Raw genomic sequence first — 24,628 nt, 5'->3', positions numbered from 1 at the left:
GAACCGACCCTTGCTCGACTGGAGGAACCGTGATACCGGACCGACCATTCGGTGGTCCGCCTCAGCGGTGGAGGGCGTCTAAAGCCCGCCGATCCCCCTGTCAACCCCGCCCCGGAACCGCCGAAGCGACCCGTTCGCGGAGCCGGCCTCAAAAGACAAACAGAAGATCGCCCGGCTACTCAGCCGGCCAATCCCGCTGCTTGTCAGAAGATGCCTCAGCGCCCGGTCCACTCTCGCGGCCGGCGCCGATGAACCGGGGTATAGATCCCTCGATCCGGCCCGTCAACGGCTTTGTTCCGTGGGGCGGGCGATTTTTTCCGCCACGCCGTCGGCTGCCGCTGACGGGCCTCCGTAAGCCCTTGATGGCGGGCGGCTGCGATGGCGTTCAGTAGCCCTTCTTCACCTGCGCCAGCGCCGCGCTCAGCCCCTGGGCCACGCGCGCGCGTTCGTCGGGGCCGGCATCCCGCGCGACGAGCGCCTGCTGCCGCCGGGAGACCAGGGTCAGCCGCTGCAGACCGTACTCGTCGTCCTCCACCGTCTCGAGCTTGGTCCAGAGCGGGTTGAACCGCCACTCGCGCCGCTCCCCCCGGTGGCTGACCCGCGCGAGCAGGATCTCGATCTGCGAGATCATCACCTCCTCGAAGGAGCGGCCGCGCCGGGCGCTCACCTTCAAGGCCGCGTAGATCGCCAGCATGTCGAGGCCGAAGAAGCCGGCGACCGGCCAGAACCCCATGCGCCACGCCCAGATGGAGACCGTGAGCGAGACCGCGCAGCAGCCGGTCATCACCACGCGGAAGCCGAGCCGGCTCAGGGATTGGTGCGGCCGGATCGTCGCCGCGAAGACGGGCCGGTCGATCGAATCGGGATCGAGACCGTCGGGATGGACGGAAGGATTGCCGCTCGCCATGCGATCCATATAACGCGCCCATGCCCGCCAGAAAGACACCGAGTCCCGTGACGGATCGCGCCGCGCGCGGGACCGCGAAGCGGGGCAAGAGCGCTGCCACCGGTCGGCTCGGAGGTTCGATCCGGCCTGCCCTGACCGCCCATGCGGATGCGGCCCCGGAAGCCGTCGATTCGGCAACCCTCGTCGAGATCTTCCGCCGCTTCCAGGCGGCCGAGCCCGAGCCGAAGGGCGAACTCCACTACGTCAACCCGTTCACCCTGCTCGTCGCGGTGGTGCTTTCGGCCCAGGCGACCGACCGGGGCGTCAACCTCGCCACCGGCCCGCTCTTCGCGGCCGCCGACACGCCGGAGAAGATGCTGGCGCTCGGCGAGGAGCGGGTCCGCGACTTCGTGCGGACGATCGGCCTGTTCAACACCAAGGCCAAGAACGTGGTGGCGCTCTCGCGCATCCTGGTCGAGCAGCATGGCGGCGCCGTGCCGGCGAGCCTGGAGGCGCTCCAGGTGCTGCCCGGCGTCGGCGCCAAGACCGCCAGCGTCGTGCTGAACATCGCCTTCGGGGTGCCGCGGATCGCGGTCGACACCCATATCTTCCGGGTCTCGAACCGGATCCCGCTCTTCGTCGGCACCACCACCGACAAAGTCCAGGCCGGGCTGGAGGCGATCGTGCCGGAACCCTACCGCCTGCACGCCCATCACTGGCTGATCCTGCACGGCCGCTACACCTGCAAGGCGCGTAAGCCGGAATGTCCGCGCTGCCGCATCGCGGATCTCTGCCGATACCCGTCCAAGACGACGGCGTGATGGCGCCCGGGGCACGTGCGGGGCGCCCTCCGCAATCCCGCCCGGCGGGCTAACGCGTTGTGCTGGCAGCCCGGTTCGGCTAGTTTGGCGGCCGGTCGCCGGGGCCGTCGGGCAGAGGCCGTCCGGCTACCCGACCTCGCGTCCGGTCGCCGCGCCGCGGATCCTCCCCATCGTCGCGCATCAGGAGCCTCGGCCCATGGACTTCCTCAAACCACGGTACACGCCTATGAACCGCCGCCGTCGCATCTACGAGGGCAAGGCGAAGGTCCTCTACGAGGGGCCCGAGCCCGGCACGCTCATCCAGCACTTCAAGGATGACGCGACGGCCTTCAACGCGAAGAAGCACGAGGTCATCGACGGCAAGGGCGTGCTGAACAACCGGATCTCCGAATTCGTCTTCCAGCACCTCAACGACATCGGCGTGCCGACGCACTTCATCCGCCGGCTCAACATGCGCGAGCAGCTGATCCGCGAGGTCGAGATCATCCCGCTCGAGGTGGTGGTGCGCAACGTGGCGGCCGGCTCGCTCGCCACGCGGCTGGGCCTGGAGGAAGGCACCCAGCTGCCGCGCTCGATCATCGAGTTCTACTACAAGAACGACGCGCTGAACGACCCGATGGTCTCCGAGGAGCACATCACGGCCTTCGGCTGGGCGACGCCCCAGGAGATCGACGACATCATGGCGCTGGCGATCCGCGTCAACGACTTCCTGTCGGGCCTCTTCCTCGGCGTCGGCATCCGGCTCGTGGATTTCAAGATGGAGACCGGTCGGCTCTGGGAAGGCGACATGATGCGCATCGTCGTGGCCGACGAGATCTCCCCGGATTCGTGCCGGCTCTGGGACATCAAGTCGTCCGACAAGCTCGACAAGGACCGGTTCCGCAAGGATCTCGGCGGGCTGATCGAGGCCTATACCGAAGTCGCCAAGCGGCTCGGCATCATGTCGGAGAACGAGAAGGTCCAGGGCGGCGGGCCGCGGCTCGTCCAGTAAGCGCCCTCAGGCGGGCGGGCGGCGGATAGTGGCCGTGCCCGCTGCCGGGAAACCGCTGCGCAGGCGCGCATGGGTCGAGAGGTCCGGGTCGAAGCCCGGGTGATAATGGGGGTCCTGTGCCAGCAGCGGCCCCCATCGCGTTTTGAGGGCGGCGATCTCGCGCGCATGCCGGGCGCGCGCCTCCGGGGTCCAGCGGCGGCTGGCCGCCTCGCGGTGATAGAGCACCGCCTCGGGGACCAGCAGCGTCCGGTAGCCGGCCGCGTTGAGGCGCAGGCAGAGATCGACGTCGTTGAAATCGACCGCGAAGGCCGCATCGTCGAAGCCGCCCACCGCCCGGAACTTCTCCGCCTCGACGACCAGACAGGCGGCCGTCACGGCCGAGACCGCGTGCGTCACCCGCAGGGCCGCGCGGTAGCCCGGCGCGTCGCCCGGGAAATGGCGGTGCCCGTGGGTCACCAGACCGCCGGTGCCGAGCACGATGCCGCCGTGCTGGATCCGGCCCGCGCCGTCGAGGAGCTTGGCGCCGACGGCGCCGACATCCGGCCGCAGGGCCTGCCGGGCCATGAGCGTCAGCCAGTCGGGTCGGAACGCCTCGACGTCGTTGTTGACGAAGACCAGCAGCCGACCCCGGGCGCGGGCCGCGGCCGCGTTGTTCATCGCCGCAAAATTGAACGGCCCGGGACAGGGCACGACATGCCCCCTCCCCTCTCGCTCGAGGTCGATCAGGTAGGCCAGGGTCTCCGGCTCGCGGCTGTCGTTGTCGCAGACCAGGATCTCGATGGACGGCCAGTCGGTGCAGCGCCGCAGGCTTTCGAGGCAGGGGCGGAGCAGGTCAAGGCGGTCGCGGGTCGGCACGATCAGGCTGGCGAGCGGCGGCGGATCCGGGAGCGGATCCTCCACGCGCAGGAGGCCGTCCGGCGCGGCGGCGATGCGGGCGCCGCTGCGGCCGGTCCGATCGAGATGGGACGCGACCACCCGGTGGTGGATCTGCCCCCCCTCCCCTGCCCCAGGATGTTCGCCCCTTTCAGGCTGAAGCTTGGGTGCCCCTCCCCCCACAAGCGGGGCGAGGGGATCGCCGTCCTCACGCCGAATCGACAGGATCTCCGGTAGGTGGCCGATGGCCCGCGCACCGTGCCGCTCGGCGATGCGGAATGCGGCATCGGCCGGGCTGACCGGGTCGAGATCCGAATCGAGGGCGGTGCGCCGATAGGCCAGGACGGGGCCGAGGTCATCGAAGGCCGCGAGCCGGTCGGCATCGAAGACCGGCGGCAGGAGCGGCAGCACCGGACCGCCCGGCCGCTCCTGCACGAGGGCGTCACCGTAGAGGGCCTGGAGGCCGGGATCGGCCGCGAAGGCCCCGGCGATCCGCGCCGGGGCGCCGGCCACGAGGGTGCCGTCGCCGATCAGGCGGATGTCATCGCCCGGCGCCTCCGAAGCCAACGGGAAGCGGCCGAGGATCCGTGCCGGCAGGGCGAGGCGGTGGTCGATGCCGATCAGCGCCGCGAGCCTCTGTCGGGCGCGGAGGCGCTTGCCGGTCAGCCGCGCCCAGAGGATTGCACCGGCCTCGCGGGGATGGCCCAGGATCCGGCGCGCCGCGTCGGCGAGCCTGCGCCCGGAGCGGCGGGGCGTCATTCCAGATCCTCGCCGAAGGTCGTGAGCGACAGGGCGGGATGGTAGAACGGATCGTGCCGGATCACGTCGCGCCAGCGCTCGGAGAACCGCGCGGCCTCCCGCTCGAACCGGGCGCGCTCGGCGCCGATCGAGGGGCCGCGGCTCACGGATTCGAGGTGGGCGAGGGTCGCGTCCGGGGTCCAGACGCTCTTCCAGCCGGCCGCGCCCAGCCGCAGGCAGAAATCGACATCGTTGAAATCGACCGGGAAGGATTCGGCGTCGAAGCCGCCCACCGCTTGGTATTTCGCGCGCGACACCGCGAGGCAGGCGGCCGTCACGGCGGAAACCTCGTGGGCGACCTGAAGCCGCCCGAGATGGCCCGGCGTGTCGCCGGGGCGGCGGCGCAGGATGTGGCCCGCCCGTCCGCCAAGCCCGACCACGACGCCGGCATGCTGCAGGGTGCCGTCGCCGTAGAGGAGCTTGGCGCCCACGGCACCGACCTCGGGCCGGCAGGCCTGCCGGACCATCGCGTCCAGCCAGCCGGGCTCCAAAACCGCCACGTCGTTGTTGAGGAGGACGATCACGGCACCCGACGCCAGGGCGACGCCGTCATTGACCATGGCGGCGAAGTTGAAGGGCTGCGGGTCGATCCGGATGCGCACACGCGGATCCCGGCGCAGGGTCTCGTAATGGGCCAGCACCGCGGGGTCGGTGGAGCCGTTATCGACGATGATCAGCTCGATCGGCGCGTAGGCCGTCTCCTGAAGGACGCCGCGGCAGACGCGGGTGATCAGGTCGAGCCGGTCGCGCGAGGGGATCACGATGCTGACCGTCGGTGCGGGGTCCGGCAGCGGCCAGAGAAGCTGGACGGCGCCGTCCCGGAGCGCGGCGGCCGCGGCATCCGGGGCCTTCAGGCGGCTGTTGAGTGCCTGCCCCCGAGCGGGCGCGTCGAGGGGATCGGCCGCGGTACGCGCGAGGGGACGCGCAACGTGGGCAACCCGCGCGGAGACGGCGGCCATCTCCAGCGCCAGTTCCATCTGCGCCATCGGACCCAGGGGCGCCGGCAGGGACGCCGCGAGGAACGGTTTCGACGCGAGGAGCGGACGGCCCGGATAACCCGTCGCCAGGGCGAGGTCAGGGCTCCAATCCGGCTTCAGGCGCGGCCGGCCGTCCGACCCGATGGCGTCGCCGTAGGCGAGATCCCCGCCCTCAAGCGCCTGCGCCAGGAGCGCCAGGGCATCGGGCTCCGGGATGTCGCCGGGCCGCAGCAGGCACAGAGCCTGGGAGCCGGCGACGAGATCCTTCGTGTCGGCGCGCTCGTCCCAGCTTCGATGAAGAGCGCGCGCATCCGGCGCGGCGGGCGGCGCGCCCTCCCAGGCCACGCAGATGGCTTCGGGGCGCTGCGTCTGCGCCTCCAGGGCCTCCAGCGTCGCGGCCAGGGGCGCCGTCTCGCCAGGACGCGCGAGGATGAGGCAGCGGATCCGCAGGTCCCCGGGCGGAATGGAATTCGGCCCCGTCCGGGCGGCGGCCCAGGCGTCGAACCTTGCGAGCGGCGTCACCGCGCAGGTGCCCCGCAGCGTGTCGCGGTAGCGGCGCTCCGAGCCTCGGACCCGCTCGTAGAGCGCCCCCACGAAGCGCCAGGGGCGCCGCAGGAGGCATTGCGCCAGGACCTCGATCTCGCGCCGGGCGCCGACCCGCTCCAGGGTGAAACCGGGTCCGGCGCAGAGGCGGATCTCCCGCGCATCCGGCGGGATCAGCCCGAGCCAGTGCGCGACACCCAGGGACGCGCCGGGCAGCACGAAATCCTGGGGCGCCTCGCCGGAACCGCGCAGGACGCGCAGGATCGGGCGGCGCGGCGCCACCACCGCGCCGTCCCGGTAGCTCAGCACGATCCAGCCGGTCGGATGATCCGGCAGGACGAGACGGCGATCGAAGACGGGATCGTCCGTCTCTTCCAGGCGGAAGCGGGTCGCGCGACCGAACCAGGGGCGGTCGCGACGGGCGGACGCTGGACCCGGATCGACGCGGCGCGCCGCTGCGTCACTGGGCAGCGTCGTCGCCTCCGCCCGGGGGCGCCTCGGCGACCGCCGGCTTCCGGCGGCGCGGCTTCGCGGCACTCTTGCCAGCCGCACTCTTGCCAGCCGCACCCTTGCCAGCCGCACCCTTGCCCACCGCGCCGACGCCGACCGCGATATCGTAATCCGCCGTCAGCGCGGGGGGGACCGTCAGCGCGTCGGCCACGATGGTGGCGAAGCCCTGCGCCTCGCCGGATCCGACGACCACGCCAGCGCGCTCGACGCGGCTCGCGATCACCTTGCCGTCGTGGCGGATCTGGAACGTGACCGGCACGTCGAACCGGCCCGGCGCGCCGGCCGGCCCGAGCAGGACATTCACCTCGACCCCGACCTTGACGGTGATCGAGCCGTCCGGGAGGCGCGTGCATTCGCGGGCGAGGCGGCCGAGGGAGAATTGCGTCCGCACATTCGCGCCCGCCATGGTGCGCGAGGCGGCGGCGCCGTCTGCGACCTCCACGGGCGGGCAATAGGGCGGATCGAGGCTCTCGGGCTGCGACGGCGGAACCGTCGTGCCGCCGAACTTGAACAGGTTGGAGAGGACGTTGCCCTCCTCGGCCCGGGCCGGCGTCGCGGCGAGTGCGGCGGCGAGGACCAGAAACGCCGCCGCGCGCCGGCAGCCGACTTCGGACATGTCCCGACCTCCGATCATCGCACGGCTCCCGAGCGGCCCCGTCATTTCAGGCTGTCGAACCCGGCCGCAAAGCCCTTCATCGAGAGCGGGATGCCCACGCCTTCCTCGGGCGTCTGGAACACGATGAAGGTCGCCTGCGTCCCGTTCTTGAACTGGCGGATCAGGCCGTCATCCATCACCACCTCGGCCACGCAACCCGTGGTGAGGCAGCGGACGAATCCGGCCCGGCCGATATCGGTCTGGTCGATCTTCAGACCGAGGCCCGAGGGCAGCAGCACGCCCAAGGGCGCCACCACCCGCAGCAGGTAGCCGCGGTTGTCCGCGGTCTTCAGGACGATGACCACGAGGGTCAGGTTCGGCCGGTCCTCGGCGGCGAGATACTGGACCAGCGCGCATTGCTCGGCCTTCGCGCCGGCCGGCGTCTCGCAGCGCAATTGCCAATCATCAAAGGTCTTGCGCACCATGCCCTGGGCCATGGCGGGCCCTGCGGGGGCGAGCGCCGCCGCGACGAGGGCGAGGAAGACCGGCAGCGCGACGCGCCGGACTGCGCGCCGAAATCGAACGAGCCTCGCGTGAAGCGGCACCACCGATCCCTTCGGAACGCTCCGGCCGCGGGGGGCGGGAGCCGTAAAATCGGGCGTGTTGGGACCATGGCCGGCCCCGCGCTGTCAAGCGATCCGGGCTCTGTGTTGCGCGGCGGCGCTATCCGAGGGGGTCAACGCGACCTAGATAAGTCTCGGTCAGTCCTCAAGCGCCGGATTCTGTCGCCGTGATGCGTACGCTCGCCCTTTCGGCCGCCTGCCTGATGGCCGCCCTCACGCAGGCCGGGGCCCAGAGCCTGCCGGTCGGCGAGACCACCTATGTCGAGCGCTCGCTCAACCACACCGACACGCTGGTGATCGAGCATCCGCCCGTGGCGGTGAATCCCTACGGCCGCCGCACGGGGCAGGCGGCGATTGCCGGCTACTGCCGGGATGGCGGCCTGGTCCGCCGGCGCGACGCCTTCGGCAACCCGGTGATCATCCGCCAGCGCGAGATCTGCGACAGCGTCGCCCCGCGCACCCTCAATCCCGGCGAAGTCGATCCGCGGCCGAGCTGGCCGGCCGACGCCGTTGCCCGCGAGCGCGTGCTGCACTCCAAAGGGTGACGCCAAGGCCGATTGGCCTGTGAAGCGGCGCCCTCGCGCTCAGCCGTAGCGGTGCAGGCTGGTGCCGTTGCGCTTGAGCCACGCCTCCGCGGCGTCGACGTGCGGGCAGAGGTCGCGCAGGAGCGTCCAGAACCGGGGCGAGTGGTTCATCTCGCGCAGGTGCGCCATCTCGTGGGCGACGAGATAGTCGAGCACCATCGGCGGAGCCAGGATCAGGCGCCAGGAGAAGTTCAGCTCGCCCCGCGCCGTACAGGATCCCCAGCGGCTGCGGGTGTCGCGCAGGGTCATGCGGACCGGCCGCTGTCCGAGGCGCGGCGCGTAGCGCTCGACCGCCTCCGTCAGGTCGCGCCGGGCCTCCCGGGTCAGGAAATCCCGGATCCGACGGGCTACATGGGCCGGGTCGCAGGCGACCGCGATCACCGGCTCGCCGGCCTCGCGCTCGATGCGCACGCCGCCCCGGGCCCCCTGCAGGCGCACGCAGTGCGGCTCGCCCCGCAGCGGCAGGCTCGCGCCCGGCGCGAAGAGCACGCGTTCGGGCAGGCGGGCGAGCCGCGCGGCGATCCAGCCCGCATGGCTCGCGGCGAAACGCTGTGCCGTGTTCACGGCCGTCCGGCTCGGCAGCGTGATCACCACCTCGCCGGTGGCGGCCGAAACCCGGAGGGTGATGCGGCGCGCAGTCGGGCGCCTCCGGAGCGCGATGCGGAAGCGCGCGTCCTCGTGCTGAACCTCGAGGTGATCCGGATCGGGACGACGCAGCAGCGCGAGGGGCATGCCCAACTTCTAGCGGGGCCGGACGCGAGGCTCCAGATCCCGGATCCCGGAATCGATGCAGGCCGGCGATGTCCGTCAGGACCGCGGCATCAGCCTAAAAGAGTCAGCCGGCGAGCGCCCGGCTCCAGACTTCCGTTTCGGGGAGGACCAGCAGCGCGGCGGCGGCAAGCGCGATGCCGTAGGGGATGCCGGTCTTCGCATCGTGCAGATGCAGCGCGAAGGGCATGCGCGCGATGCGCCCCGGCAGCGGATGCGCGCGCGCGAAGAGGATAGCCAGGGTCAGGGCGCCGCCCAGCAGGGAGGCCACGAGGAGATAATCGCCCAGGCCGTCGAAGCCGAGCCACAGGGCCGTCGCGGCCGCCAGCTTGGCATCGCCGCCGCCGATCACCCCGAAGGCGAACAGCGTGAAGGTCGCCACGAAGATCGCAGCCCCCGCACCGAGGTGAAAACCGATCTCGGTCCAGCTCATCGGGCCCGTCACCGCGAGCACCACGAAGCCCAGGACCAGGGCCAGCGAGATCCTGTTGGGGATCAGCATGGTGAGCAGGTCGCTCGCCGCGGCATAGGCCATCAGGAACGGGAACAGCACGAGCAGGCCGAAGCCGGCCGGACCCAGACTCGCCATCTGAGAGCTTGCGATGCCCGCACCGATCATCTCGGAGCCAACCTGCGATGCCTGTTGCCGGAATTGGTACGGGGCCGGGACCGCCCGACCCTCGGAGGCGTTGACGCGCCCGCCACGAGCGCGGCGGCCGGTCGAGAACGCCCCCGCCGGCTCAAGCACGATGGGGGCGTCTCCGACCTGCCGCAGATCGTAGCCGTCGAGGGCCGATCAGTTCAGGTTGCCGGAGATCTGGGTGAACTTGTTGGTGAGGTTGGTGCCGACGGTCTTGAGGGCGGCGATGATGGCGACCGCGATCAGCGCCGCGATCATGCCGTACTCGATGGCGGTGGCGCCGGACTCGTCAGAGGCGAAACGCGCGAACAGGCTCTTCATGGGGAACGATCCTTCGATCAATTCTGTGCGACCAAAACTTACACGATGACCGACGAAGAATTTTCAGGTCTCGATCGGCGGCTCGCACAAACTGCCGATTTCGCCTTGAAAATCGGTTAAGCCGGATTTTGGTCGCACAGAGACCCCGTACAGCCGCCAGCGTGGTGAAGGTTCCGTTTCGACGGTCGGTCGCCGATCCCGGCATGGCGTGTAGAGCCGAGCACTCGGGTTTGCTTAGCGCTTCCTTCACCCGTCCGGCGTATTCACGGGTGCGGGCTTGGTCCCGTCCCCCGACCGCTTCCACGGGAGCCATTTCGATGCACCGCACCGTGCCGCATGCGGGCCGAGCCGGCCTCCTTCTCCTGCTGATGGGCTCCGCGGCGCTGGCCGGCCAGCCCGAGCCGTTGCCGGTTGTGACCGTGCTGGTGGACAACGCCAAGGTGATCCGGCTGCCGGAGAAGACCTCGACCGTCATCGTCGGGAACCCGATCATCGCGGAGGTCACGCCGCAGAAGAACGGCGTGCTCGTGCTCACGGGCAAGAGCTTCGGTTCGACCAACCTGATCGCCCTGGACAATGCCGGCTCGATGGTCGCCGAGACGATGATCCGCGTGGAGGCGTCGCGGGACTCGACCATCACGGTCCAGCGCGGGCTCGACCGGGAATCGCTGTCCTGCACGCCGAACTGCCAGCCCGCGGTCCAGCTCGGCGACTCGGCGAATTATTTCGGGGCGACCAGCAGCCAGGCGGATGCCCGCCGCAGGCTCGCCACCAGTGGCGCGGCACCGGGCGGCGATCGCTGACGGCTGGCGACACTGCGGCCCGCTTGAGGCAGGATCTTCCACCGAGTCGCCGATCCCGCAGGGCTCCGGCGGCCGGAAGATGGGAAGAGATCCGGGCCGATGACCGACGTGACGCACCACCCGCTGCCGCATCCCGTGGATCCCGGCCTGCTCACCGCCTTCCGCGGCGTCGCCACGGCGACGATCAGCGATTGCCTCGACCGCATGCCGGTCCTGTCGGGTCTGCGCCCGTTCCACCGGGGCGGCCAGCTGCTCGGCACGGCCTTCACGGTCCAGGTCCGGGCGGGCGACAACCTCGCCATCCATCAGGCGCTGGAGGCGGCCCGTCGCGGGGACGTGATCGTGGTCGATGGCGGCGGAGATACGAGCCGGGCGCTGGTGGGCGACATCATGAAGGCCATCGCCGAGAGCCGCGGCGTCGCGGGCTTCGTGATCGACGGGGCGGTGCGGGACACCGAGGCCTTCGCCAATTCCGACTTCCCCTGCTACGCCCGTGCCGCGACGCCGCGCGGCCCGTTCAAGACGGGGCCCGGCGCGACCAACCTGCCGGTCAGCATCGGCGGCTGGACGGTCAATCCGGGGGACGTGGTGGTGGGCGACGCGGACGGGGTCGTCACCTTTCCGCCCGGGATCGTGCCGCACCTGCGCGAGGCGGTGCGCGCGCAAGCCGCCCGGGAGGCGGAGGTCCTCGCGCTGATCCGGTCCGGCCGCTACGACGGACGCTACGCCCGGCCCTCGAACGGCTGAGGCGGTTCCGCCGGATCGGCTTCGCCGAGCCCCCGCCAGAGCGCGTCGGCCGCGCCGGTTCGGTTCGTCAGCGAGCGGAACAGCCTGATCTCCACCGGGACATCCAGGGTCTCAGGCCCCGCCCGGACGAGCTGGCCGCGGGCCAAAGCCTCCTCGGCGAGCGTCGCCGGCAGCCATGCCACGCCGTCGCCTTCCCGGGCCATGGTCAAGAGCGTGGCCGCGAGATGCGATGTGAAGACGGGTTCGCACGTCCCGCCGACGCCGCTCGCCGCCAGGATCCGGCCGAGGCCCGAGGCGCTGCCATAGGCGAGATAGCGGGCGGGCCGCCCCTGCTCCGCGAGGGGCCAGAGCGGCCCGCCGGAGGCCGCGGGCGCGCAGAGCGGGACGAGGCTGTCCCGGCCGACGCGGACGGATTCGAACCGCTCATCGAGGCGCGGCCTTGCGTCGGCCCGGTGGTGGCACAGCAGGAACTGCACCTCTCCGGCGAGCATGATCGCCTCGCAGGCCTCCATGCTGTCCGAGATGAGGTTGAGCGCGCCCAGGGCCTCGAACTGCACATGCTGCCGGATCCAGCCGGGGAAGAAGGTGAACGACAGGGCGTGGGTCGCCGCGATCGCGAGGCTCGCCGCCGCCCGCTCACCGGCCGCCCGGGCATCCCGGCGGGCGCGCTCCAGATCGCGGACGAGCGCCTCCGCCTGCGGCCGGAAGCCCTCGCCCGCACGGGTCGGCGTCGTCCCCTGCGCGCTCCGCAGGAACAGGGGCGTGCCGATCCAGTCCTCCAGGGCGCGGATCCGCCGGCTGAAGGCGGGCTGCGTGACGTGGCGGGCCCCCGCCGCCCGCGAGAAGGTCCTGTGCTCGGCGAGCGCCAGGAAATCCTTCAGCCAGTCGAGTTCCATGGCGCGCTCCGCGGCCGGCGCGGCCGATGCCGCCCGCGCATCGCGCAGGCCGGAAACGGCATTGGCCGATCGACCCCGATCGGCGCTACGGCGCCGGGATCAGCCAGCCCCGGAGCTTCCGCCATGCGCATCGTCGACGTCCGCGAGGTCACCAAGCCGATCGCCTCGCCGATCCGCAACGCCTATATCGACTTCTCGAAGATGACCACGAGCCTCGTCGCGGTGGTCACCGACGTGGTGCGGGACGGGCGCCGGGTCGTCGGCTACGGCTTCAACTCCAACGGCCGCTACGGCCAGGGCGGCCTGATCCGCGAACGGTTTCGCGACCGGATCCTGGAGGTCGATCCGGCAAGCCTCCTGACCGATGCCGGCGACAATCTCGATCCGCACCGGATCTGGACGGCGATGATGCGCAACGAGAAGCCGGGCGGACACGGCGAGCGCTCGGTGGCGGTCGGCACCCTCGACATGGCGGTCTGGGATGCGGCGGCCAAGATCGCCGGGAAGCCGCTGTTCCGGATGCTGGCGGAGCAGAAGGGCCGCACGGCCGACCCGCGGGTCTTCGTCTACGCCGCGGGCGGCTACTATTATCCGGGCAAGGACGACTCAGCCCTCCGGGCCGAGATGCGCGGCTATCTCGACCGCGGCTACACGGTCGTGAAGATGAAGATCGGCGGCGCGCCGATCGACGCGGATCGGCGCCGGATCGAGGCGGTGCTCGCCGAGATCGACGGGCGGGGCCGGCTCGCGGTGGACGCCAATGGCCGCTTCGATCTCGAGACCGCCATCGCGTATGCCAGGATGCTGCGGGACTATCCGCTGTTCTGGTACGAGGAGGCAGGCGACCCGCTCGACTACGCGCTCCAGGCGGCGCTCGCGCCCGTCTATCCCGGGCCGATGGCCACCGGCGAGAACCTGTTCTCGCACCAGGACGCCCGCAACCTGCTGCGCTACGGCGCCATGCGGCCCGACCGCGACTGGCTGCAATTCGACTGCGCCCTGTCGTACGGGCTGGTGGAGTATCTGCGCACCCTCGACGTGCTCGCCGAATTCGGCTGGTCGCCGGCGCGCTGCATTCCGCATGGCGGGCACCAGATGTCGCTCAACATCGCGGCCGGCCTCGGGCTCGGCGGCAACGAGAGCTACCCGGACCTGTTCCAGCCCTATGGCGGCTTCCCGGACGGGGTGCGGGTCGAGGAGGGCCACATCACCATGCCGGAGCTGCCCGGCATCGGCTTCGAGGGCAAGGCCGACCTGATCGCCGTGATGCGGGACCTGGCGGAATAGCGTTCGGCCCGGCCTTGCGGTGCCGGCCGCCCCGGTGGACGATGCCGCCATGGATTCCAGACCCCTCACCTACGCCGTCGGCGACATCCATGGCTGCGCCGCCCTCCTCGACGCGCTGCTGGTGCGGATCGCCGACCATGCGGGGGACCGCCCCCACCGGCTCGTCTTCCTGGGCGACTACATCGACCGCGGCCCGGACAGCGCAGGCGTGCTGCGCACCCTGAGCCGCCTGAACTGGGCTGAGCCCGGACGCGTCACCTGCCTGATGGGCAATCACGAGCGCATGCTGCTCGACGCGCTCCAGACCCGGTCGGCCGCGGCGCACTGGATGTCCAACGGCGGCGAGGCGACGCTGGATTCCTTCGGCGCGCGGGACCTGTCCGGCATTCCCCGCGACACCCTCGACTGGATCGAGGCGCTGCCGACGCTCCACGGCGACGGGGCCCATTGGTACGTCCATGCCGGATTCCAGCCGGGGGCCGCGGTCCCGGACCCGGACGATCACAACCGGCTTTGGATTCGCGATCCGTTCCTGACGGGCGACCACGATTTCGGGCGCCACGTGGTCCACGGCCACACGCCCCAGCGGACCGGCCGCCCGGAGGCGCGCCGGTTCCGGACCAACCTCGATACGGCGGCCGTCTACGGTGGCGCGCTCACCGCGGGGGTGTTTTCCGAAGCGCAGGGGCCGGCGCTGGATTTCCTGCAGGTGAGAGCGGGGTAGTCCCGGATCGAATCGCGTACGCTTAACCGGCCGGGTTCAGGCGCCGTGCCGCACGGGCACCAGCGCGCCGAGCATCCCGACGAGCCAGCCACCCATGAAGGCAAAACCGCCGGTCGGTGCGGCCATCGGGAAGAGCGGGTGCTGCAGCCACGTGCGCACCGCGAGGTCGCCGCAGAACAGGATCAGGCCGAGAACCAGCAGCCCTGCCGCGGCACGCGCAAGGCCCGGACGCGCCAGCCCGGCAGCGCCAAACCCCACCAGCGCCAGAATCGCCGGCGCGTGAAACAGCAGAAACTGCGCCGCGGTCTTCAGCGAGTCCGCCCCCGGAATGTGAGCGGCCGCGGCACTGAGCGCGACGCCGAGGAGACCTGCGAGGCAGGCGAGCGCAACGAGCGCGCGGTCGATTCCCGTCAGTCTCACGTTCCGCGCTCCACCAGCAGCTTGGCGATCGCCGCCCGCAACTCCGGCACGCCGGAATCGTCCCGGCTCGATGTGAGGATCACCTGCGGAAAGGCGGCCGGGCGCTTGGCGAGCCCGGCCTCGATCCCGGCGATGCGGCTCGCGACCTCACTCTTCTTCAGGGAATCGCCCTTGGTCAGCACGACCTGATAGCTCACCGCCGCCTTGTCGAGCCCGTCGAGCACGTCGGTGTCGATCGACTTGAAGCCGTGCCGGGCGTCGATCAGCATGAACACCCGGGCGAGGTTCGAGCGACCTTTCAGATAAGAGTGGATCAGCCGGGTCCAGGCCTCGACCTTGGCCTTCTCAACCGCCGCATAGCCGTAGCCCGGCATGTCGACCAGCGACAGGCGCTCGCCGATCCGGAAGAAGTTGAGCTGCTGCGTCCGCCCCGGCGTGTGCGAGGTCCGCGCCAGGGTGTTGCGGCCGGTGAGCGCGTTGATCAGGCTCGATTTGCCGACATTCGAGCGCCCCGCGAAGGCGATCTCGACGCCCTCCATGGGCGGCAGCCGGTCGAGGGTCTGGGCGGCCGCGTAGAAGTCGGCGGCGCCGGCGAAGAGCAGGCGGCCGGCCTCGGTGAGGTCGGCCGCGTCGTCGTTGGTCCCGGTCACTGTGTCTTGCACGGCGTCTTGCCCGTCAGCCCCTGCCCGTCAGCTCTTGGTGGCCGCAGCCTTGGTGCCACCGCCGCGTCGGAACGTGTTCCGCAGGTTGTCCCACAGCTCCACCTTCACGCCGTTGCGCCGCATGATGATGTATTGCTGCGTCACCGACAGGGTGTTGTTCCAGGCCCAGTAGATCACGAGGCCGGCGGGGAACGAGCCCAGCATGAAGGTGAACACGATCGGCATGAAGGTGAAGATCTGCGCCTGGACCGGGTCCGGCGGCGCGGGGTTCATCTTCATCTGCACGAACATCGTGATGCCCATGATGATCGGCCAGACGCCCAGGTGGACGAAGTCGGGCGCCGGGAAGGGCAGCAGGCCGAACAGGTTCACGATGCTCGTCGGATCCGGCGCCGCGAGGTCGTGGATCCAGCCGAAGAACGGCGCGTGGCGCATCTCGATGGTGATGAACAGCACCTTGTAGAGCGCGAAGAAGACCGGGATCTGGATCAGCACCGGCCAGCAGCCGGCGACCGGATTGATCTTCTCCTTCTTGTACAGCTCCATCGTGGCCTGCTGGGCCTTCAGGCGGTCGTCCTTGTAGCGCTCGCGGATGGCGGCCATCTCGGGCTGCACGGCCTTCATCTTGGCCATGGAGACATAGGACCGGTTCGCGATCGGCAGGAACAGCAGCTTCAGGCAGAAGGTCACCACCAGGATCGAGATGCCGAAATTGCCGAACAGGTGGTAGAAGAAGTCCAGCGCCCGGAACATCGGCTTGGTGATGAAGAAGAACCAGCCCCAGTCGATCATCAGATCGAAGTGCTTGATGCCGAGGTCCTTCTCGTAGTTGTTGATGACGTTGACTTCCTTGGCGCCCGCGAACAGCCGCTGGGTCGCGGTGGCCGAGGCGCCGGCCGCGAGGTTCACGGCGTCGCCGCGCACGCTCGCCTGGTAGACGTTGGTGGTGCCGTCGGTCCGGTCGGTGAAGGCGCCGGTATAGGGCGTGTCCTGATCGGGGATCGCGGCCGCCGCCCAGTACTTGTCGGTGATGCCGACGAAGCCGCCGCTCACGCCGGTCCAGGCCTTGCCCCTGGTGTTGGCGCCGCCATAGGCGCCCTCCTTGGCCAGCTTGTCGTAGGTGAATTCCTGCAGGCCGTCGTTGCCGAGATAGCCGATCATGCCCTCGTGCAGGACGTAGTAGCCCTGGGTGTGCGGCTTACCCCAGCGGGAGACGAGGCTGTACGGGTAGAGCGTGATCGCCCCCGAGCCCTTGTTCTCGACCTCGTCACGGATCGTGAACATGTACTTGTCGTCGACCGCGATGATCCGCTTGAAGACGAGGCCGGCGCCGTTGTCCCAGGTCAGGGTCGCGGGGCTGCCGGGGGAGAGCGTCTTGCCGTCGCTGGTCCAGAGCGTGTCGTTGTTGGGCAGCGGCCCGGCGTTGGCGCCGACCCAGCCGAACTCGGCGTAGTAGGGCGTCTCGCTCCCGGCCGGCGAGAGCAGCACGATCTCGGGGCTCTTGGGGTCGACGGTCTCGTGGTAGTTCTTCAGCGACACGTCGTCGACGCGGCCGCCCTTCAGGGCGATCGAGCCCGAGAGCGCCGGTGTATCGATCCGGATGCGCGGCGAGCGGGCGAGCGCCGCCTCACGGGAGACCGGGCCGCCCTGCGTGGTCGGCAGCGTGCCGGGGGCCGGCGCAGCCGGTCCGCCCTCCTTCGGCGAGGCCGAGGGCACCCCGTCCGGGGTCACGCCCGGGGGCTGCTGCTGTTGCTGCGCGGCCTTGTTCTGCGCCTCGATCAGCCTTTGCTGCTCCATGCGGGGCCCGGCCACGAAGTACTGCCAGCCGAGCAGCACCAGCAGCGACAGGCCGATGGCCACGAACATGTTCGTCTTGTCATTGCCCATCGGGGACACCGCCGCACGCGTTCGGAGTGACGTCAGGGCGGGCGCCGGTCCTGTCGGACCCGCGCGCGCCTGTGATTCGGGGACCTCTGCCGCGCCCGTACGACGCGCCGATGTCGGCTTGACCGATGTCGGCTTGGCCGATGGCTGCTTGGCCGGACGGCACGGGCTGGCCCGCATCCTGCGGGAGAGGTGTGGTCGTGGAAGGTCGATCGCCAGATTTGCCGGACCGCTTGCCGCGCCCCTGGCCGGGGGGCCGGGGGGCGGCCGGGCGCGTCACCGCGGGCAAGGCGCGGCGCAGATCCTCGGCGAGGGTCTCGAAGGGTGCGTCGAGCGCAGGGCGGCGGGCGATCAGCACGATGTCGGCCGGCAGGCTTGCGAGGTCGCCCGGGAGATCGGCCGCGATCAGGGCGACGGCAGCCCGGAGCCGACGCCGGATGCGGTTGCGCTCCGTCGCGTGGCCGACCCGCTTCGTGATGGTGAAGCCGAGCCGGAGGCCGGGCGGTCCGTCCGGCCTCCGGAGACGGCCCTGGGCGCTCATCCGCTCGGTATGGAAGCGGCGCCCCTCGGCCGCCGCCAGGAAGTCCGGTCGTTTCTTGAGCCGCTCGATCGTCGCCATCGATGGTCCGATCCCGGCCAATCCCATCCCCCGCGGCGCGGCCGCGGAGGGCATTCCGGCCCTAGGCCGACAGCTTCTTGCGGCCGTGGGCGCGGCGGCGCGCGATCACCTTGCGGCCACCGGCGGTGGCCATGCGCGCGCGGAAACCGTGGCGGCGCTTACGGACGAGCTTGCTGGGCTGGTAGGTTCTCTTCATGGCTCAGAGCCTTCAAAGGTCGAGGCGCGCTCGCGGGCAGCTGATGCTGCACCCGACCTTCACGCGTCCTGGTTGTCTGCAAACACGAAGGGCGCCCAGGCGGGGCGCCACGTCGCGAGTGGCGGGCTTATGGCGGATGGGTCCGGTGAAGTCAACGTTTCGCGGGGCTCAATGGCCCTCGAACTGCATGAGGGTGCGCACCTCGACGCCCATGTCGCGCAGGCGCTGCGCGCCGCCGATCTCGGGCAGGTCGATGACGAAGCAGGCCGCCACGATCTCGGCGCCGATCTTCTGCAGCAGGTTCACGGCCGCGGTCGCGGTGCCGCCCGTGGCGATCAGGTCGTCGACCAGCAGCACCCTGTCGCCGGGCTTCACGGCATCGACGTGGATCTCGATCTCGTCCGTGCCGTATTCCAGCGCATAGGCCATCGAGACGGTCTTGTGCGGGAGCTTGCCCTTCTTGCGGATCGGCACGAAGCCCGAGGAGAGCTGGTGGGCGATCGCGCCGCCGAGGATGAAGCCCCGGGCCTCGATGCCGGCCACCTGCTGGATCTGGCCGCCCGCATAGGGATGGACCAGCGCGTCCACCGCCCGCCGGAAGGCGCGCGGGTCGCTGAGCAGCGTGGTGATGTCGCGGAAGATGATGCCGGGCTTCGGGTAGTCGGGAATCGAGCGAATCGATTCCTTCAGCGCGACGTGGCGGCGGGCTTCCATGCGTTCGGCCTTCCGTGAGGAACCGCGGGCTTAAAGCAGAAGCCCGACGCCCTGACCAGCGCGAGCATCATCCGGTCAGGCCGCCTGGACCTTCTTGAGGATGGCGACGAGTTCCCGGTGCAGCCCCTCGTTGCCGCAGGCCACCGAGCGGGGTGCCAGCGGCTCGGCCGCGCCGTCCGCCGAACTCACGAACCCGCCGGCCTCACGCACCAGGATCACCCCGGCGGCGAAATCGTAGGTCTGGAGGTCGCGTTCCCAATAGGCGTCGAGGCGCCCGCAGGCGACATAGGCCATGTCGAGGGCCGCCGAGCCCATGCGGCGGGTGCCGCCCGCCACCGCCATCACGGCGCCGAGCTCGCGCAGCAGGCGCGGATGGCTGCCGCGGCCGAGATAGGGCGTGCCGTAGCCGACCAGCGCGTCGGCCATGTCCTGGCGTCCGGAGACGCGCAGGCGGCGGTTGTTGAGATAGGCGCCCTTGCCGCGCTCGGCGACGAACAGCTCGTCCTTGATCGGATCGAAGATCACGCCGGCCACGATCTGGCCCTCGCGCTCCAGGCCGACCGAGACGGCGAAGTGGGGCACGCCGTGCAGGAAGTTCGAGGTGCCGTCGAGGGGATCGACGTGCCACGTGTGGCTTTTGTCGGTGCCCTCGATGACCCCGTTCTCCTCCAGCACCAGGCTGTAGCCGGGACGCGCCTTCACGAGCGCGTCGCGCAGCACCTCCTCGGCCTTGCGGTCGGCCGCCGAGACGAAGTCGCCGGGCCCCTTGCGCGAGACCTGCAGGTTCTCGACCTCGCCGAAGTCGCGGCGCAGGCCCCGGGCGGCCTTGCGCACGGCATCGACCATCACGGTCATGAGGGGTGAGGAGATCATTTTTTCGAGGCTTTTCGCGAGGACGGGTTGGCACCGTCGTTACAGGGGCGCGCCGGAAAAGACGAGATGGGGGCGGGAGATGGGTCGAGCGCCGACGCGGGCGCGGCGGGCGCCGCGTCACCCCCTCGCCCACTGCGGGGGAGGGTGGCCCCTGCGGCAGCAGGGGTCGGGAGAGGGGAACGCGGGTTCGGAAAAGTACGGAGCAGGCCTGAAGGCCAGCGACCCATCCTGCCCTGTCGCTCCCCTCTCCCGACCCGCTTCGCAGGCCACCCTCCCCCGCAGAGGGGGGAGGGAAACGCGCGCTGCGCTGTACGCCCTACTCCGCCGCCTCGACGAACACCGTCCCGGCCCGCGGCAGGTCCAGCGTCTCCCAGGTCTCGGTCAGCGCCGCGGCCAAGCGCTCGATGTGCGCGGCCTCGTGGAACGGCGAGGGCGTGATCCGCAGGCGCTCGGTCCCGCGCGGCACGGTCGGATAGTTGATCGGCTGGATGTAGATCGCGTGCCGCTCCAGCAGGTGGTCGGCCGCCGCCTTGCACAGCTCGGCATCGCCGACCATCACCGGCACGATGTGGGTCTCGGTCTGCAGCACCGGCAGGCCCGCCGCGCTCAGCGCCGCCTTGGTGGCGGCCGCCTGGCGCTGATGCGCCTCCCGCTCGGCGCTCGACCGCTTCAGGTAGCGCACCGAGGCCCGGGCCGCGGCCGCCACCGCGGGGGGCAGCGCGGTCGTGAAGATGAAGCCCGGCGCGAAGCTGCGCACCGCATCGCAGATCGCCGCCGAGGCCGTGATGTAGCCGCCGACGCAGCCGAACCCCTTGGCCAGCGTGCCCTCGATCACGTCGACCCGGTGCATCACCCCGTCCCGCTCGGCGATGCCGGCACCGCGCTCGCCGTAGAGGCCGACCGCGTGGACCTCGTCCAGGTAGGTCATCGCCCCGTAGCGGTCGGCGAGATCGCAGATCGCGCCGATCGGCGCCACGTCGCCGTCCATGGAATAGACCGACTCGAACACGATCAGCTTGGGCCGGTCGCCGGCCTCGCGCAGCAGCGCCTCCAGGTGCTGGAGGTCGTTGTGGCGAAAGATCTTCTTCTCGCAGCCGGAATGACGCACACCCTCGATCATCGAGTTGTGGTTGAAGGCATCCGAGAGGATCAGGCAGTCCGGGATCAGCTTGGCGATGGTCGAGATGCCGGCCTGGTTCGAGACGTAGCCCGAGGTGAAGACGAGGCCCGCCTCCTTGCCGTGCAGGTCGGCGAGTTCGCGCTCCAGATCGACCAGGGGCGAGTTGTTGCCGGCGATGTTGCGGGTGCCGCCGGCGCCGACGCCGCAGCGGGCGGCGGTCTCGGTCATGGCGGCCACCACCTCCTTGTGCTGGCCCATGCCGAGGTAGTCGTTGGAGCACCACACGGTGATCTCGACGGTCTTGCCGTCCGGCTGGCGCCACTTCGCGGTGGGAAAGCGGCCGGAGATGCGCTCGATATCGGCGAAGACCCGGTAGCGGCGCTCGCCGTGGAGCTGATCCAAAGCGCCGCGGAAATAGCGCTCGTAGCCGGAGCCGGCACGCGTCGAACCCGTCGGGGCGAGCGTCGAGCTGGGCATCCGGGTCACGGTCATCGAGCGTCCTTCGTGTTCGGCCGCGCGGGCGGCGCCTTCCGGCGCCCGTCTAAGTCCCGCGATTGAGGTCCAGCCTCGGTCAGTCCTTCGCGTGCGGGGCGGAAGATACGCGCGGATCTGGAACTGGTTCAAGGTAAGGTTCCGGCATCGCTGCCCTGCATCCATTGAGAGGGTCGGCAGAACGCGATAGCGTTGCACGGAGCCCGTCTATCCCAATAGGATACTTGTTCCTTGAGCCTTCGCCCCCCGTCCTTCCGGAGCTGCACCAGTCCAGACGCCGGACCTGCGCGGACCTTGCGGCGGCGAAGGGTCGCGCGGTGACGGACGCGAAGGACGTGCGCGCGGCGCGCCTCAAGGCGGCGCTCCGGGAGAACCTGCGCCGCCGGAAGGTGCAGGGCCGCGGCCGCGCCGAGGCGCAGCCGGCACCCGAGGCGGATCGGGCCGCGGACCCGGAGACCGAAGCGAGCGGTCCAGATTCCGACAAATCCCGGCTATAGGAACGGTCAAGCCTGGGCGCCGCGGCGCCCGCGAGGATCACGGCCGCACGCCCGGAGGCGTGCCGCCCGAGGACACAGCATGGACCGCATCCACATCATCGGCGGCACGCCGCTCAACGGCGTCATCCCGATCTCGGGCGCCAAGAACGCGGCGCTGCCGCTGATGATCGCGAGCCTGCTCACCGGCGAGACGCTGGAGCTGATCAACGTGCCGCGGCTCGCCGACATCGCCGCGCTGACGCGGATCCTCGGCAATCACGGCGTCGACCACATGGTGGTGGGCAAGCGCCCCGGGCAGACGACCGAGACCGGGCAGACGATCCGGCTCACCGCCTCCAACGTCATCGACACCACCGCACCCTACGAGCTGGTCTCGACCATGCGGGCGAGCTTCTGGGTGATCGCGCCGCTGCTCGCGCGGTTCGGCGAGGCGAAGGTCTCGCTGCCGGGCGGCTGCGCCATCGGCACAAGGCCGGTCGACCTGCTGATCATGGCGCTGGAGAAGCTCGGAGCCGAGATCGAGATCGATGCCGGCTACGTCGTCGCCCGGACGAAGAACGGTCTGCGCGGGGCCGAGATCGCCTTCCCGAAGGTCACGGTGGGCGGCACCCATGTGGCGCTGATGGCGGCGGCTCTGGCCTACGGCACCACGGTGATCGAGAACGCCGCGCGGGAACCCGAGGTGGTCGACCTCGCCGAGTGCCTGAACAAGATGGGCGCCAAGATCCGCGGCGCCGGCACGCCCCATATCGAGATCGAGGGTGTGGCGCGGCTCGGCGGCGCCCGCCACGAGGTGCTGCCCGACCGGATCGAGACCGGCACCTACGCCATGGCGGTGGCGATGGCGGGCGGCGACGTGGTGCTCAAGGACACGCGGGCCGAGTTGCTGCACGCGGCCCTCGACGTCCTGTCCACGACGGGCGCCGAGATCAGCTCGGTCGAGGGCGGGATCCGGGTGCGCCGCAACGGTGCCGGCATCGCGGCGGTCGATGTGACGACCGATCCCTATCCGGGCTTCCCCACCGACCTGCAGGCGCAGTTCATGGCGCTGATGACGCTCGCCAAGGGCCAGTCGCATATCCGCGAGACGATCTTCGAGAACCGGTTCATGCACGTGCAGGAGCTGGCCCGCCTCGGCGCGAAGATCCGCCTCGACGGCGACCTCGCGATCGTCGAGGGCGTGGAGCGGCTGAAGGGCGCCCCCGTGATGGCCACCGACCTGCGCGCCTCCGTCTCCCTGGTGATCGCCGGGCTCGCCGCCGAGGGCGAGACCCAGATCAACCGGGTCTACCACCTCGACCGCGGCTTCGAGGCGCTGGAGGCCAAGCTCGGCCGCTGCGGCGCGCGGATCGAGCGGGTGCGGGCCTGAGCAGATCGGCTGGCCGACGCGTCATCGGGCATTCATAAACTCGCCGAGCGGCTCTGCGTCATCAGCGCAGCCGCTCGGCCTCCTGAAGACGCGACTTGTTCCCAAATTGGAAGCAAGCTACGCTGGAAGGATGCGGATCATCGCATTCAGCATGCTGCGTCGGTTCGCAGACATTCATCCGCCGGCGCAGCCGGCCCTGTTGCGCTGGCATCGAACGATCAAGATTCTCGCTCCCGCTGCCATGTCGGACATCCAAGAGGCTTTTCCAAAAGCGAAGGTGCTGAACGGTGACCGCGTACGCTTCGAAATCGCAGGCGGTCAGTATCGCTTGATCGCAGCTTTCGATTTCGAGAAGCAGATCGCTTTCGCGAAGTTTCTCGGCACGCACGAACAGTACGACAGCGTCGATGTCTTCACCGTCTCACAGTTCTAGGAGGCCGTCCGTGGAGATCAGACCGATCCGCTCAGACGCAGATCACCGCGACGCGCTGCAGGAGATCGAACGGCTGTGGGGCTTCCCCCTGGGAACCCCGGAGGGCGACAAGCTCGATGTGCTCGCGACCCTTGTGGAAGCCTACGAGGAGCAGCATTTCCCGATCGCGGCGGCCGATCCGGTCGAGATCCTGCACTTCGCCATCACCGATATGGGCCGCTCCCAGAGCGAGCTCGCCCGCCTGCTCGGCTCCCGGGCGCGTGCGTCCGAGATCCTGAACCGGAAGCGGGCGCTGAGCCTCGGCCAGATCCGGGCGATCAGTGCGGCCTGGAACCTGCCGATCGCGCTGCTGGCGGCCCCCTACCGCCTGGAAGACGACGCCGCCTGAGCGCTCAGTCGCCGATCTGCCCGCGCTTGTATCCGAAGCCCGGGATCTCGCAGCCGCAGGGCGCACTGGGCGGCCCGGCCGGGGCCGCGCATGTCCCGCGGGACGTGACGCAGACGCCCTCATCCCATCGGCGGCGCGCCTCGGGGTCCCGCCATCGCTCCCGGGGCCGATCATAGGCGTCATAGGACGGTGGCGGCGGAGGCGGCCAGTTCCAGTCGTCGTCCGCGGGCGGCGGCGGTGGCCGGTGGCGCGGCCTGGGCGCACCGTACTCGTAGCGGCCCGGCCCGGGCTCCCCGTACATGTAGATCTTCGCATCCGGCCCGACCTGCGCACGCGCCGGATCGACGAGCGGGACGCCCAGCGTCAGGGCGACCAAGGCCGCGTGCGTGATGCGCATTCCCATCCGGTCCCGCCTCGAATCGTCGGCCGGGCGATCCTGCACGCCCGGGCTGGCGCGAACCTGTGCCGCGGCGGTGTCACGGCGGGATCGTGATCGGGCCAGGGGAATCGCTTCAGCTTTTTGTTGCTGATTTTGGGGTCTGTCGGATGAGGGCCTCGAGGTAGTCTGGGTTGA

The 24,628-nt window shown here is 70.4% G+C and carries 29 protein-coding genes; 11 read left to right on the top strand and 18 right to left on the bottom strand.

Annotated features, from left to right (window positions below; all coding sequences use genetic code 11):
* Positions 1–385: 385 nt before the first annotated feature.
* A complete protein-coding gene (locus FVE89_RS19955; protein WP_160536030.1) occupies positions 386–907 on the bottom strand; it encodes a DUF2244 domain-containing protein in 522 nt (173 codons plus the stop codon).
* 20 nt (positions 908–927) lie between these two features.
* Here FVE89_RS19955 and nth point away from each other — a divergent pair, with 20 nt between their 5' ends.
* Positions 928–1,707 (top strand): endonuclease III, encoded by a 780-nt coding sequence (nth, locus tag FVE89_RS19950; protein ID WP_246731045.1) that lies wholly within the window; start codon positions 928–930, stop codon positions 1,705–1,707.
* 196 nt (positions 1,708–1,903) lie between these two features.
* Positions 1,904–2,698, top strand: coding sequence for a phosphoribosylaminoimidazolesuccinocarboxamide synthase (purC, locus tag FVE89_RS19945; protein WP_010684691.1), 795 nt, complete (start codon positions 1,904–1,906; stop codon positions 2,696–2,698).
* 6 nt (positions 2,699–2,704) lie between these two features.
* On the opposite strand, the gene FVE89_RS19940 is transcribed toward purC, so the two are convergent.
* The 4 genes from FVE89_RS19940 to FVE89_RS19925 all read right to left on the bottom strand — a co-directional run bounded on the left by FVE89_RS19940 (position 2,705) and on the right by FVE89_RS19925 (position 7,491).
* Positions 2,705–4,330, bottom strand: coding sequence for a glycosyltransferase (locus FVE89_RS19940; protein ID WP_160536028.1), 1,626 nt, complete (start codon positions 4,328–4,330; stop codon positions 2,705–2,707).
* Positions 4,327–6,198, bottom strand: coding sequence for a glycosyltransferase family 2 protein (locus FVE89_RS19935; RefSeq protein ID WP_342389677.1), 1,872 nt, complete (start codon positions 6,196–6,198; stop codon positions 4,327–4,329). Before FVE89_RS19935 ends, FVE89_RS19940 begins: the two co-directional genes overlap by 4 nt.
* Before the next feature lie 151 nt (positions 6,199–6,349).
* Entirely contained in the window at positions 6,350–7,015 is a 666-nt protein-coding gene (locus tag FVE89_RS19930; RefSeq protein ID WP_246731041.1) for a hypothetical protein, read from the bottom strand.
* 41 nt (positions 7,016–7,056) lie between these two features.
* On the bottom strand, positions 7,057–7,491 hold the full coding sequence (locus FVE89_RS19925; RefSeq protein WP_246731051.1) for an invasion associated locus B family protein: 435 nt from the start codon (positions 7,489–7,491) through the stop codon (positions 7,057–7,059).
* 296 nt (positions 7,492–7,787) lie between these two features.
* Here FVE89_RS19925 and FVE89_RS19920 point away from each other — a divergent pair, with 296 nt between their 5' ends.
* On the top strand, positions 7,788–8,162 hold the full coding sequence (locus tag FVE89_RS19920) for a hypothetical protein (RefSeq protein ID WP_160536041.1): 375 nt from the start codon (positions 7,788–7,790) through the stop codon (positions 8,160–8,162).
* A 39-nt stretch (positions 8,163–8,201) separates the two neighbouring features.
* On the opposite strand, the gene FVE89_RS19915 is transcribed toward FVE89_RS19920, so the two are convergent.
* From FVE89_RS19915 to FVE89_RS19905, 3 genes are all read right to left on the bottom strand, one after another.
* Entirely contained in the window at positions 8,202–8,933 is a 732-nt protein-coding gene (locus FVE89_RS19915; protein WP_160536022.1) for a SprT family zinc-dependent metalloprotease, read from the bottom strand.
* Between the two features lie 103 nt (positions 8,934–9,036).
* Positions 9,037–9,558, bottom strand: a complete 522-nt coding sequence (locus FVE89_RS19910; protein ID WP_246731040.1) for a prepilin peptidase — start codon at positions 9,556–9,558, stop codon at positions 9,037–9,039.
* A 207-nt stretch (positions 9,559–9,765) separates the two neighbouring features.
* Entirely contained in the window at positions 9,766–9,930 is a 165-nt protein-coding gene (locus FVE89_RS19905; RefSeq protein WP_160536018.1) for a Flp family type IVb pilin, read from the bottom strand.
* A 317-nt stretch (positions 9,931–10,247) separates the two neighbouring features.
* Here FVE89_RS19905 and FVE89_RS19900 point away from each other — a divergent pair, with 317 nt between their 5' ends.
* Both FVE89_RS19900 and FVE89_RS19895 read left to right on the top strand, forming a co-directional pair.
* Positions 10,248–10,733, top strand: a complete 486-nt coding sequence (locus FVE89_RS19900) for a pilus assembly protein N-terminal domain-containing protein (RefSeq protein ID WP_160536016.1) — start codon at positions 10,248–10,250, stop codon at positions 10,731–10,733.
* Between the two features lie 99 nt (positions 10,734–10,832).
* A complete protein-coding gene (locus tag FVE89_RS19895; protein ID WP_160536014.1) occupies positions 10,833–11,480 on the top strand; it encodes an RraA family protein in 648 nt (215 codons plus the stop codon).
* Here the strand turns inward: FVE89_RS19895 and FVE89_RS19890 are convergent.
* Positions 11,456–12,376: a LysR family transcriptional regulator gene (locus FVE89_RS19890; RefSeq protein WP_160536012.1), complete on the bottom strand. Its 921-nt coding sequence runs from the start codon at positions 12,374–12,376 to the stop codon at positions 11,456–11,458. The genes FVE89_RS19895 and FVE89_RS19890 overlap by 25 nt on opposite strands.
* A 123-nt stretch (positions 12,377–12,499) precedes the next feature.
* Here FVE89_RS19890 and FVE89_RS19885 point away from each other — a divergent pair, with 123 nt between their 5' ends.
* Positions 12,500–13,663, top strand: coding sequence for a mandelate racemase/muconate lactonizing enzyme family protein (locus FVE89_RS19885; protein WP_160536011.1), 1,164 nt, complete (start codon positions 12,500–12,502; stop codon positions 13,661–13,663).
* A 49-nt stretch (positions 13,664–13,712) separates the two neighbouring features.
* Positions 13,713–14,387, top strand: coding sequence for a metallophosphoesterase family protein (locus FVE89_RS19880; RefSeq protein ID WP_160536008.1), 675 nt, complete (start codon positions 13,713–13,715; stop codon positions 14,385–14,387).
* A gap of 36 nt (positions 14,388–14,423) precedes the next feature.
* On the opposite strand, the gene FVE89_RS19875 is transcribed toward FVE89_RS19880, so the two are convergent.
* The 8 genes from FVE89_RS19875 to hemA form a co-directional block, all read right to left on the bottom strand.
* A complete protein-coding gene (locus FVE89_RS19875) occupies positions 14,424–14,801 on the bottom strand; it encodes a DUF423 domain-containing protein (RefSeq protein WP_160536039.1) in 378 nt (125 codons plus the stop codon).
* A 2-nt stretch (positions 14,802–14,803) separates the two neighbouring features.
* The gene (gene yihA / locus FVE89_RS19870; RefSeq protein ID WP_160536036.1) at positions 14,804–15,457 is read right to left on the bottom strand and encodes a ribosome biogenesis GTP-binding protein YihA/YsxC; all 654 of its coding nucleotides are present in this window, start codon (positions 15,455–15,457) and stop codon (positions 14,804–14,806) included.
* A gap of 39 nt (positions 15,458–15,496) precedes the next feature.
* A complete protein-coding gene (gene yidC / locus FVE89_RS19865; RefSeq protein WP_160536006.1) occupies positions 15,497–17,356 on the bottom strand; it encodes a membrane protein insertase YidC in 1,860 nt (619 codons plus the stop codon).
* On the bottom strand, positions 17,346–17,972 hold the full coding sequence (gene rnpA / locus FVE89_RS19860) for a ribonuclease P protein component (protein WP_160536004.1): 627 nt from the start codon (positions 17,970–17,972) through the stop codon (positions 17,346–17,348). The genes yidC and rnpA overlap by 11 nt, the downstream gene beginning before the upstream one ends.
* A 61-nt stretch (positions 17,973–18,033) precedes the next feature.
* Positions 18,034–18,168 (bottom strand): 50S ribosomal protein L34, encoded by a 135-nt coding sequence (rpmH, locus tag FVE89_RS19855; RefSeq protein WP_039893469.1) that lies wholly within the window; start codon positions 18,166–18,168, stop codon positions 18,034–18,036.
* Between the two features lie 168 nt (positions 18,169–18,336).
* The gene (locus FVE89_RS19850; protein WP_160536002.1) at positions 18,337–18,882 is read right to left on the bottom strand and encodes an adenine phosphoribosyltransferase; all 546 of its coding nucleotides are present in this window, start codon (positions 18,880–18,882) and stop codon (positions 18,337–18,339) included.
* 75 nt (positions 18,883–18,957) lie between these two features.
* Positions 18,958–19,755 (bottom strand): inositol monophosphatase family protein, encoded by a 798-nt coding sequence (locus FVE89_RS19845; RefSeq protein ID WP_202130946.1) that lies wholly within the window; start codon positions 19,753–19,755, stop codon positions 18,958–18,960.
* Positions 19,756–20,071: 316 nt separating this feature from the next.
* Positions 20,072–21,367: a 5-aminolevulinate synthase gene (hemA, locus tag FVE89_RS19840; RefSeq protein WP_160536000.1), complete on the bottom strand. Its 1,296-nt coding sequence runs from the start codon at positions 21,365–21,367 to the stop codon at positions 20,072–20,074.
* Between the two features lie 317 nt (positions 21,368–21,684).
* Here hemA and FVE89_RS19835 point away from each other — a divergent pair, with 317 nt between their 5' ends.
* From FVE89_RS19835 to FVE89_RS19820, 4 genes are all read left to right on the top strand, one after another.
* Positions 21,685–21,864: a hypothetical protein gene (locus FVE89_RS19835; protein ID WP_160535997.1), complete on the top strand. Its 180-nt coding sequence runs from the start codon at positions 21,685–21,687 to the stop codon at positions 21,862–21,864.
* A gap of 79 nt (positions 21,865–21,943) precedes the next feature.
* The gene (gene murA / locus FVE89_RS19830; protein WP_160535995.1) at positions 21,944–23,233 is read left to right on the top strand and encodes a UDP-N-acetylglucosamine 1-carboxyvinyltransferase; all 1,290 of its coding nucleotides are present in this window, start codon (positions 21,944–21,946) and stop codon (positions 23,231–23,233) included.
* A gap of 151 nt (positions 23,234–23,384) precedes the next feature.
* The gene (locus FVE89_RS19825) at positions 23,385–23,666 is read left to right on the top strand and encodes a type II toxin-antitoxin system HigB family toxin (protein WP_246731036.1); all 282 of its coding nucleotides are present in this window, start codon (positions 23,385–23,387) and stop codon (positions 23,664–23,666) included.
* A 10-nt stretch (positions 23,667–23,676) separates the two neighbouring features.
* On the top strand, positions 23,677–24,054 hold the full coding sequence (locus FVE89_RS19820) for a helix-turn-helix domain-containing protein (protein WP_160535991.1): 378 nt from the start codon (positions 23,677–23,679) through the stop codon (positions 24,052–24,054).
* Positions 24,055–24,058: 4 nt separating this feature from the next.
* Here FVE89_RS19820 and FVE89_RS19815 read toward each other — a convergent pair whose 3' ends face one another.
* On the bottom strand, positions 24,059–24,451 hold the full coding sequence (locus FVE89_RS19815) for a hypothetical protein (protein ID WP_202130947.1): 393 nt from the start codon (positions 24,449–24,451) through the stop codon (positions 24,059–24,061).
* Between the last annotated feature and the right edge of the window lie 177 nt (positions 24,452–24,628).

This window comes from Methylobacterium sp. 2A, assembly GCF_009806555.1.
Classification (GTDB): domain Bacteria; phylum Pseudomonadota; class Alphaproteobacteria; order Rhizobiales; family Beijerinckiaceae; genus Methylobacterium.
This window is presented reverse-complemented; position numbering and strand designations above follow the sequence as displayed.

Excerpts from the sequence above, each read along its gene's own strand:
- FVE89_RS19955 (WP_160536030.1), bottom strand. The coding sequence starts at position 907 with ATGGCGAGCGGCAATCCTTCCGTCCATCCCGACGGTCTCGATCCCGAT.
- nth (WP_246731045.1), top strand. The coding sequence starts at position 928 with ATGCCCGCCAGAAAGACACCGAGTCCCGTGACGGATCGCGCCGCGCGC.
- purC (WP_010684691.1), top strand. The coding sequence starts at position 1,904 with ATGGACTTCCTCAAACCACGGTACACGCCTATGAACCGCCGCCGTCGC.
- FVE89_RS19940 (WP_160536028.1), bottom strand. The coding sequence starts at position 4,330 with ATGACGCCCCGCCGCTCCGGGCGCAGGCTCGCCGACGCGGCGCGCCGG.
- FVE89_RS19930 (WP_246731041.1), bottom strand. The coding sequence starts at position 7,015 with ATGTCCGAAGTCGGCTGCCGGCGCGCGGCGGCGTTTCTGGTCCTCGCC.
- FVE89_RS19925 (WP_246731051.1), bottom strand. The coding sequence starts at position 7,491 with ATGGCCCAGGGCATGGTGCGCAAGACCTTTGATGATTGGCAATTGCGC.
- FVE89_RS19920 (WP_160536041.1), top strand. The coding sequence starts at position 7,788 with ATGCGTACGCTCGCCCTTTCGGCCGCCTGCCTGATGGCCGCCCTCACG.
- FVE89_RS19915 (WP_160536022.1), bottom strand. The coding sequence starts at position 8,933 with ATGCCCCTCGCGCTGCTGCGTCGTCCCGATCCGGATCACCTCGAGGTT.
- FVE89_RS19910 (WP_246731040.1), bottom strand. The coding sequence starts at position 9,558 with ATGGCGAGTCTGGGTCCGGCCGGCTTCGGCCTGCTCGTGCTGTTCCCG.
- FVE89_RS19905 (WP_160536018.1), bottom strand. The coding sequence starts at position 9,930 with ATGAAGAGCCTGTTCGCGCGTTTCGCCTCTGACGAGTCCGGCGCCACC.
- FVE89_RS19900 (WP_160536016.1), top strand. The coding sequence starts at position 10,248 with ATGCACCGCACCGTGCCGCATGCGGGCCGAGCCGGCCTCCTTCTCCTG.
- FVE89_RS19895 (WP_160536014.1), top strand. The coding sequence starts at position 10,833 with ATGACCGACGTGACGCACCACCCGCTGCCGCATCCCGTGGATCCCGGC.
- FVE89_RS19890 (WP_160536012.1), bottom strand. The coding sequence starts at position 12,376 with ATGGAACTCGACTGGCTGAAGGATTTCCTGGCGCTCGCCGAGCACAGG.
- FVE89_RS19885 (WP_160536011.1), top strand. The coding sequence starts at position 12,500 with ATGCGCATCGTCGACGTCCGCGAGGTCACCAAGCCGATCGCCTCGCCG.
- FVE89_RS19880 (WP_160536008.1), top strand. The coding sequence starts at position 13,713 with ATGGATTCCAGACCCCTCACCTACGCCGTCGGCGACATCCATGGCTGC.
- yidC (WP_160536006.1), bottom strand. The coding sequence starts at position 17,356 with ATGGGCAATGACAAGACGAACATGTTCGTGGCCATCGGCCTGTCGCTG.
- rnpA (WP_160536004.1), bottom strand. The coding sequence starts at position 17,972 with ATGGCGACGATCGAGCGGCTCAAGAAACGACCGGACTTCCTGGCGGCG.
- rpmH (WP_039893469.1), bottom strand. The coding sequence starts at position 18,168 with ATGAAGAGAACCTACCAGCCCAGCAAGCTCGTCCGTAAGCGCCGCCAC.
- FVE89_RS19850 (WP_160536002.1), bottom strand. The coding sequence starts at position 18,882 with ATGGAAGCCCGCCGCCACGTCGCGCTGAAGGAATCGATTCGCTCGATT.
- FVE89_RS19845 (WP_202130946.1), bottom strand. The coding sequence starts at position 19,755 with ATGATCTCCTCACCCCTCATGACCGTGATGGTCGATGCCGTGCGCAAG.
- hemA (WP_160536000.1), bottom strand. The coding sequence starts at position 21,367 with ATGACCGTGACCCGGATGCCCAGCTCGACGCTCGCCCCGACGGGTTCG.
- murA (WP_160535995.1), top strand. The coding sequence starts at position 21,944 with ATGGACCGCATCCACATCATCGGCGGCACGCCGCTCAACGGCGTCATC.
- FVE89_RS19825 (WP_246731036.1), top strand. The coding sequence starts at position 23,385 with ATGCTGCGTCGGTTCGCAGACATTCATCCGCCGGCGCAGCCGGCCCTG.
- FVE89_RS19815 (WP_202130947.1), bottom strand. The coding sequence starts at position 24,451 with ATGCGCATCACGCACGCGGCCTTGGTCGCCCTGACGCTGGGCGTCCCG.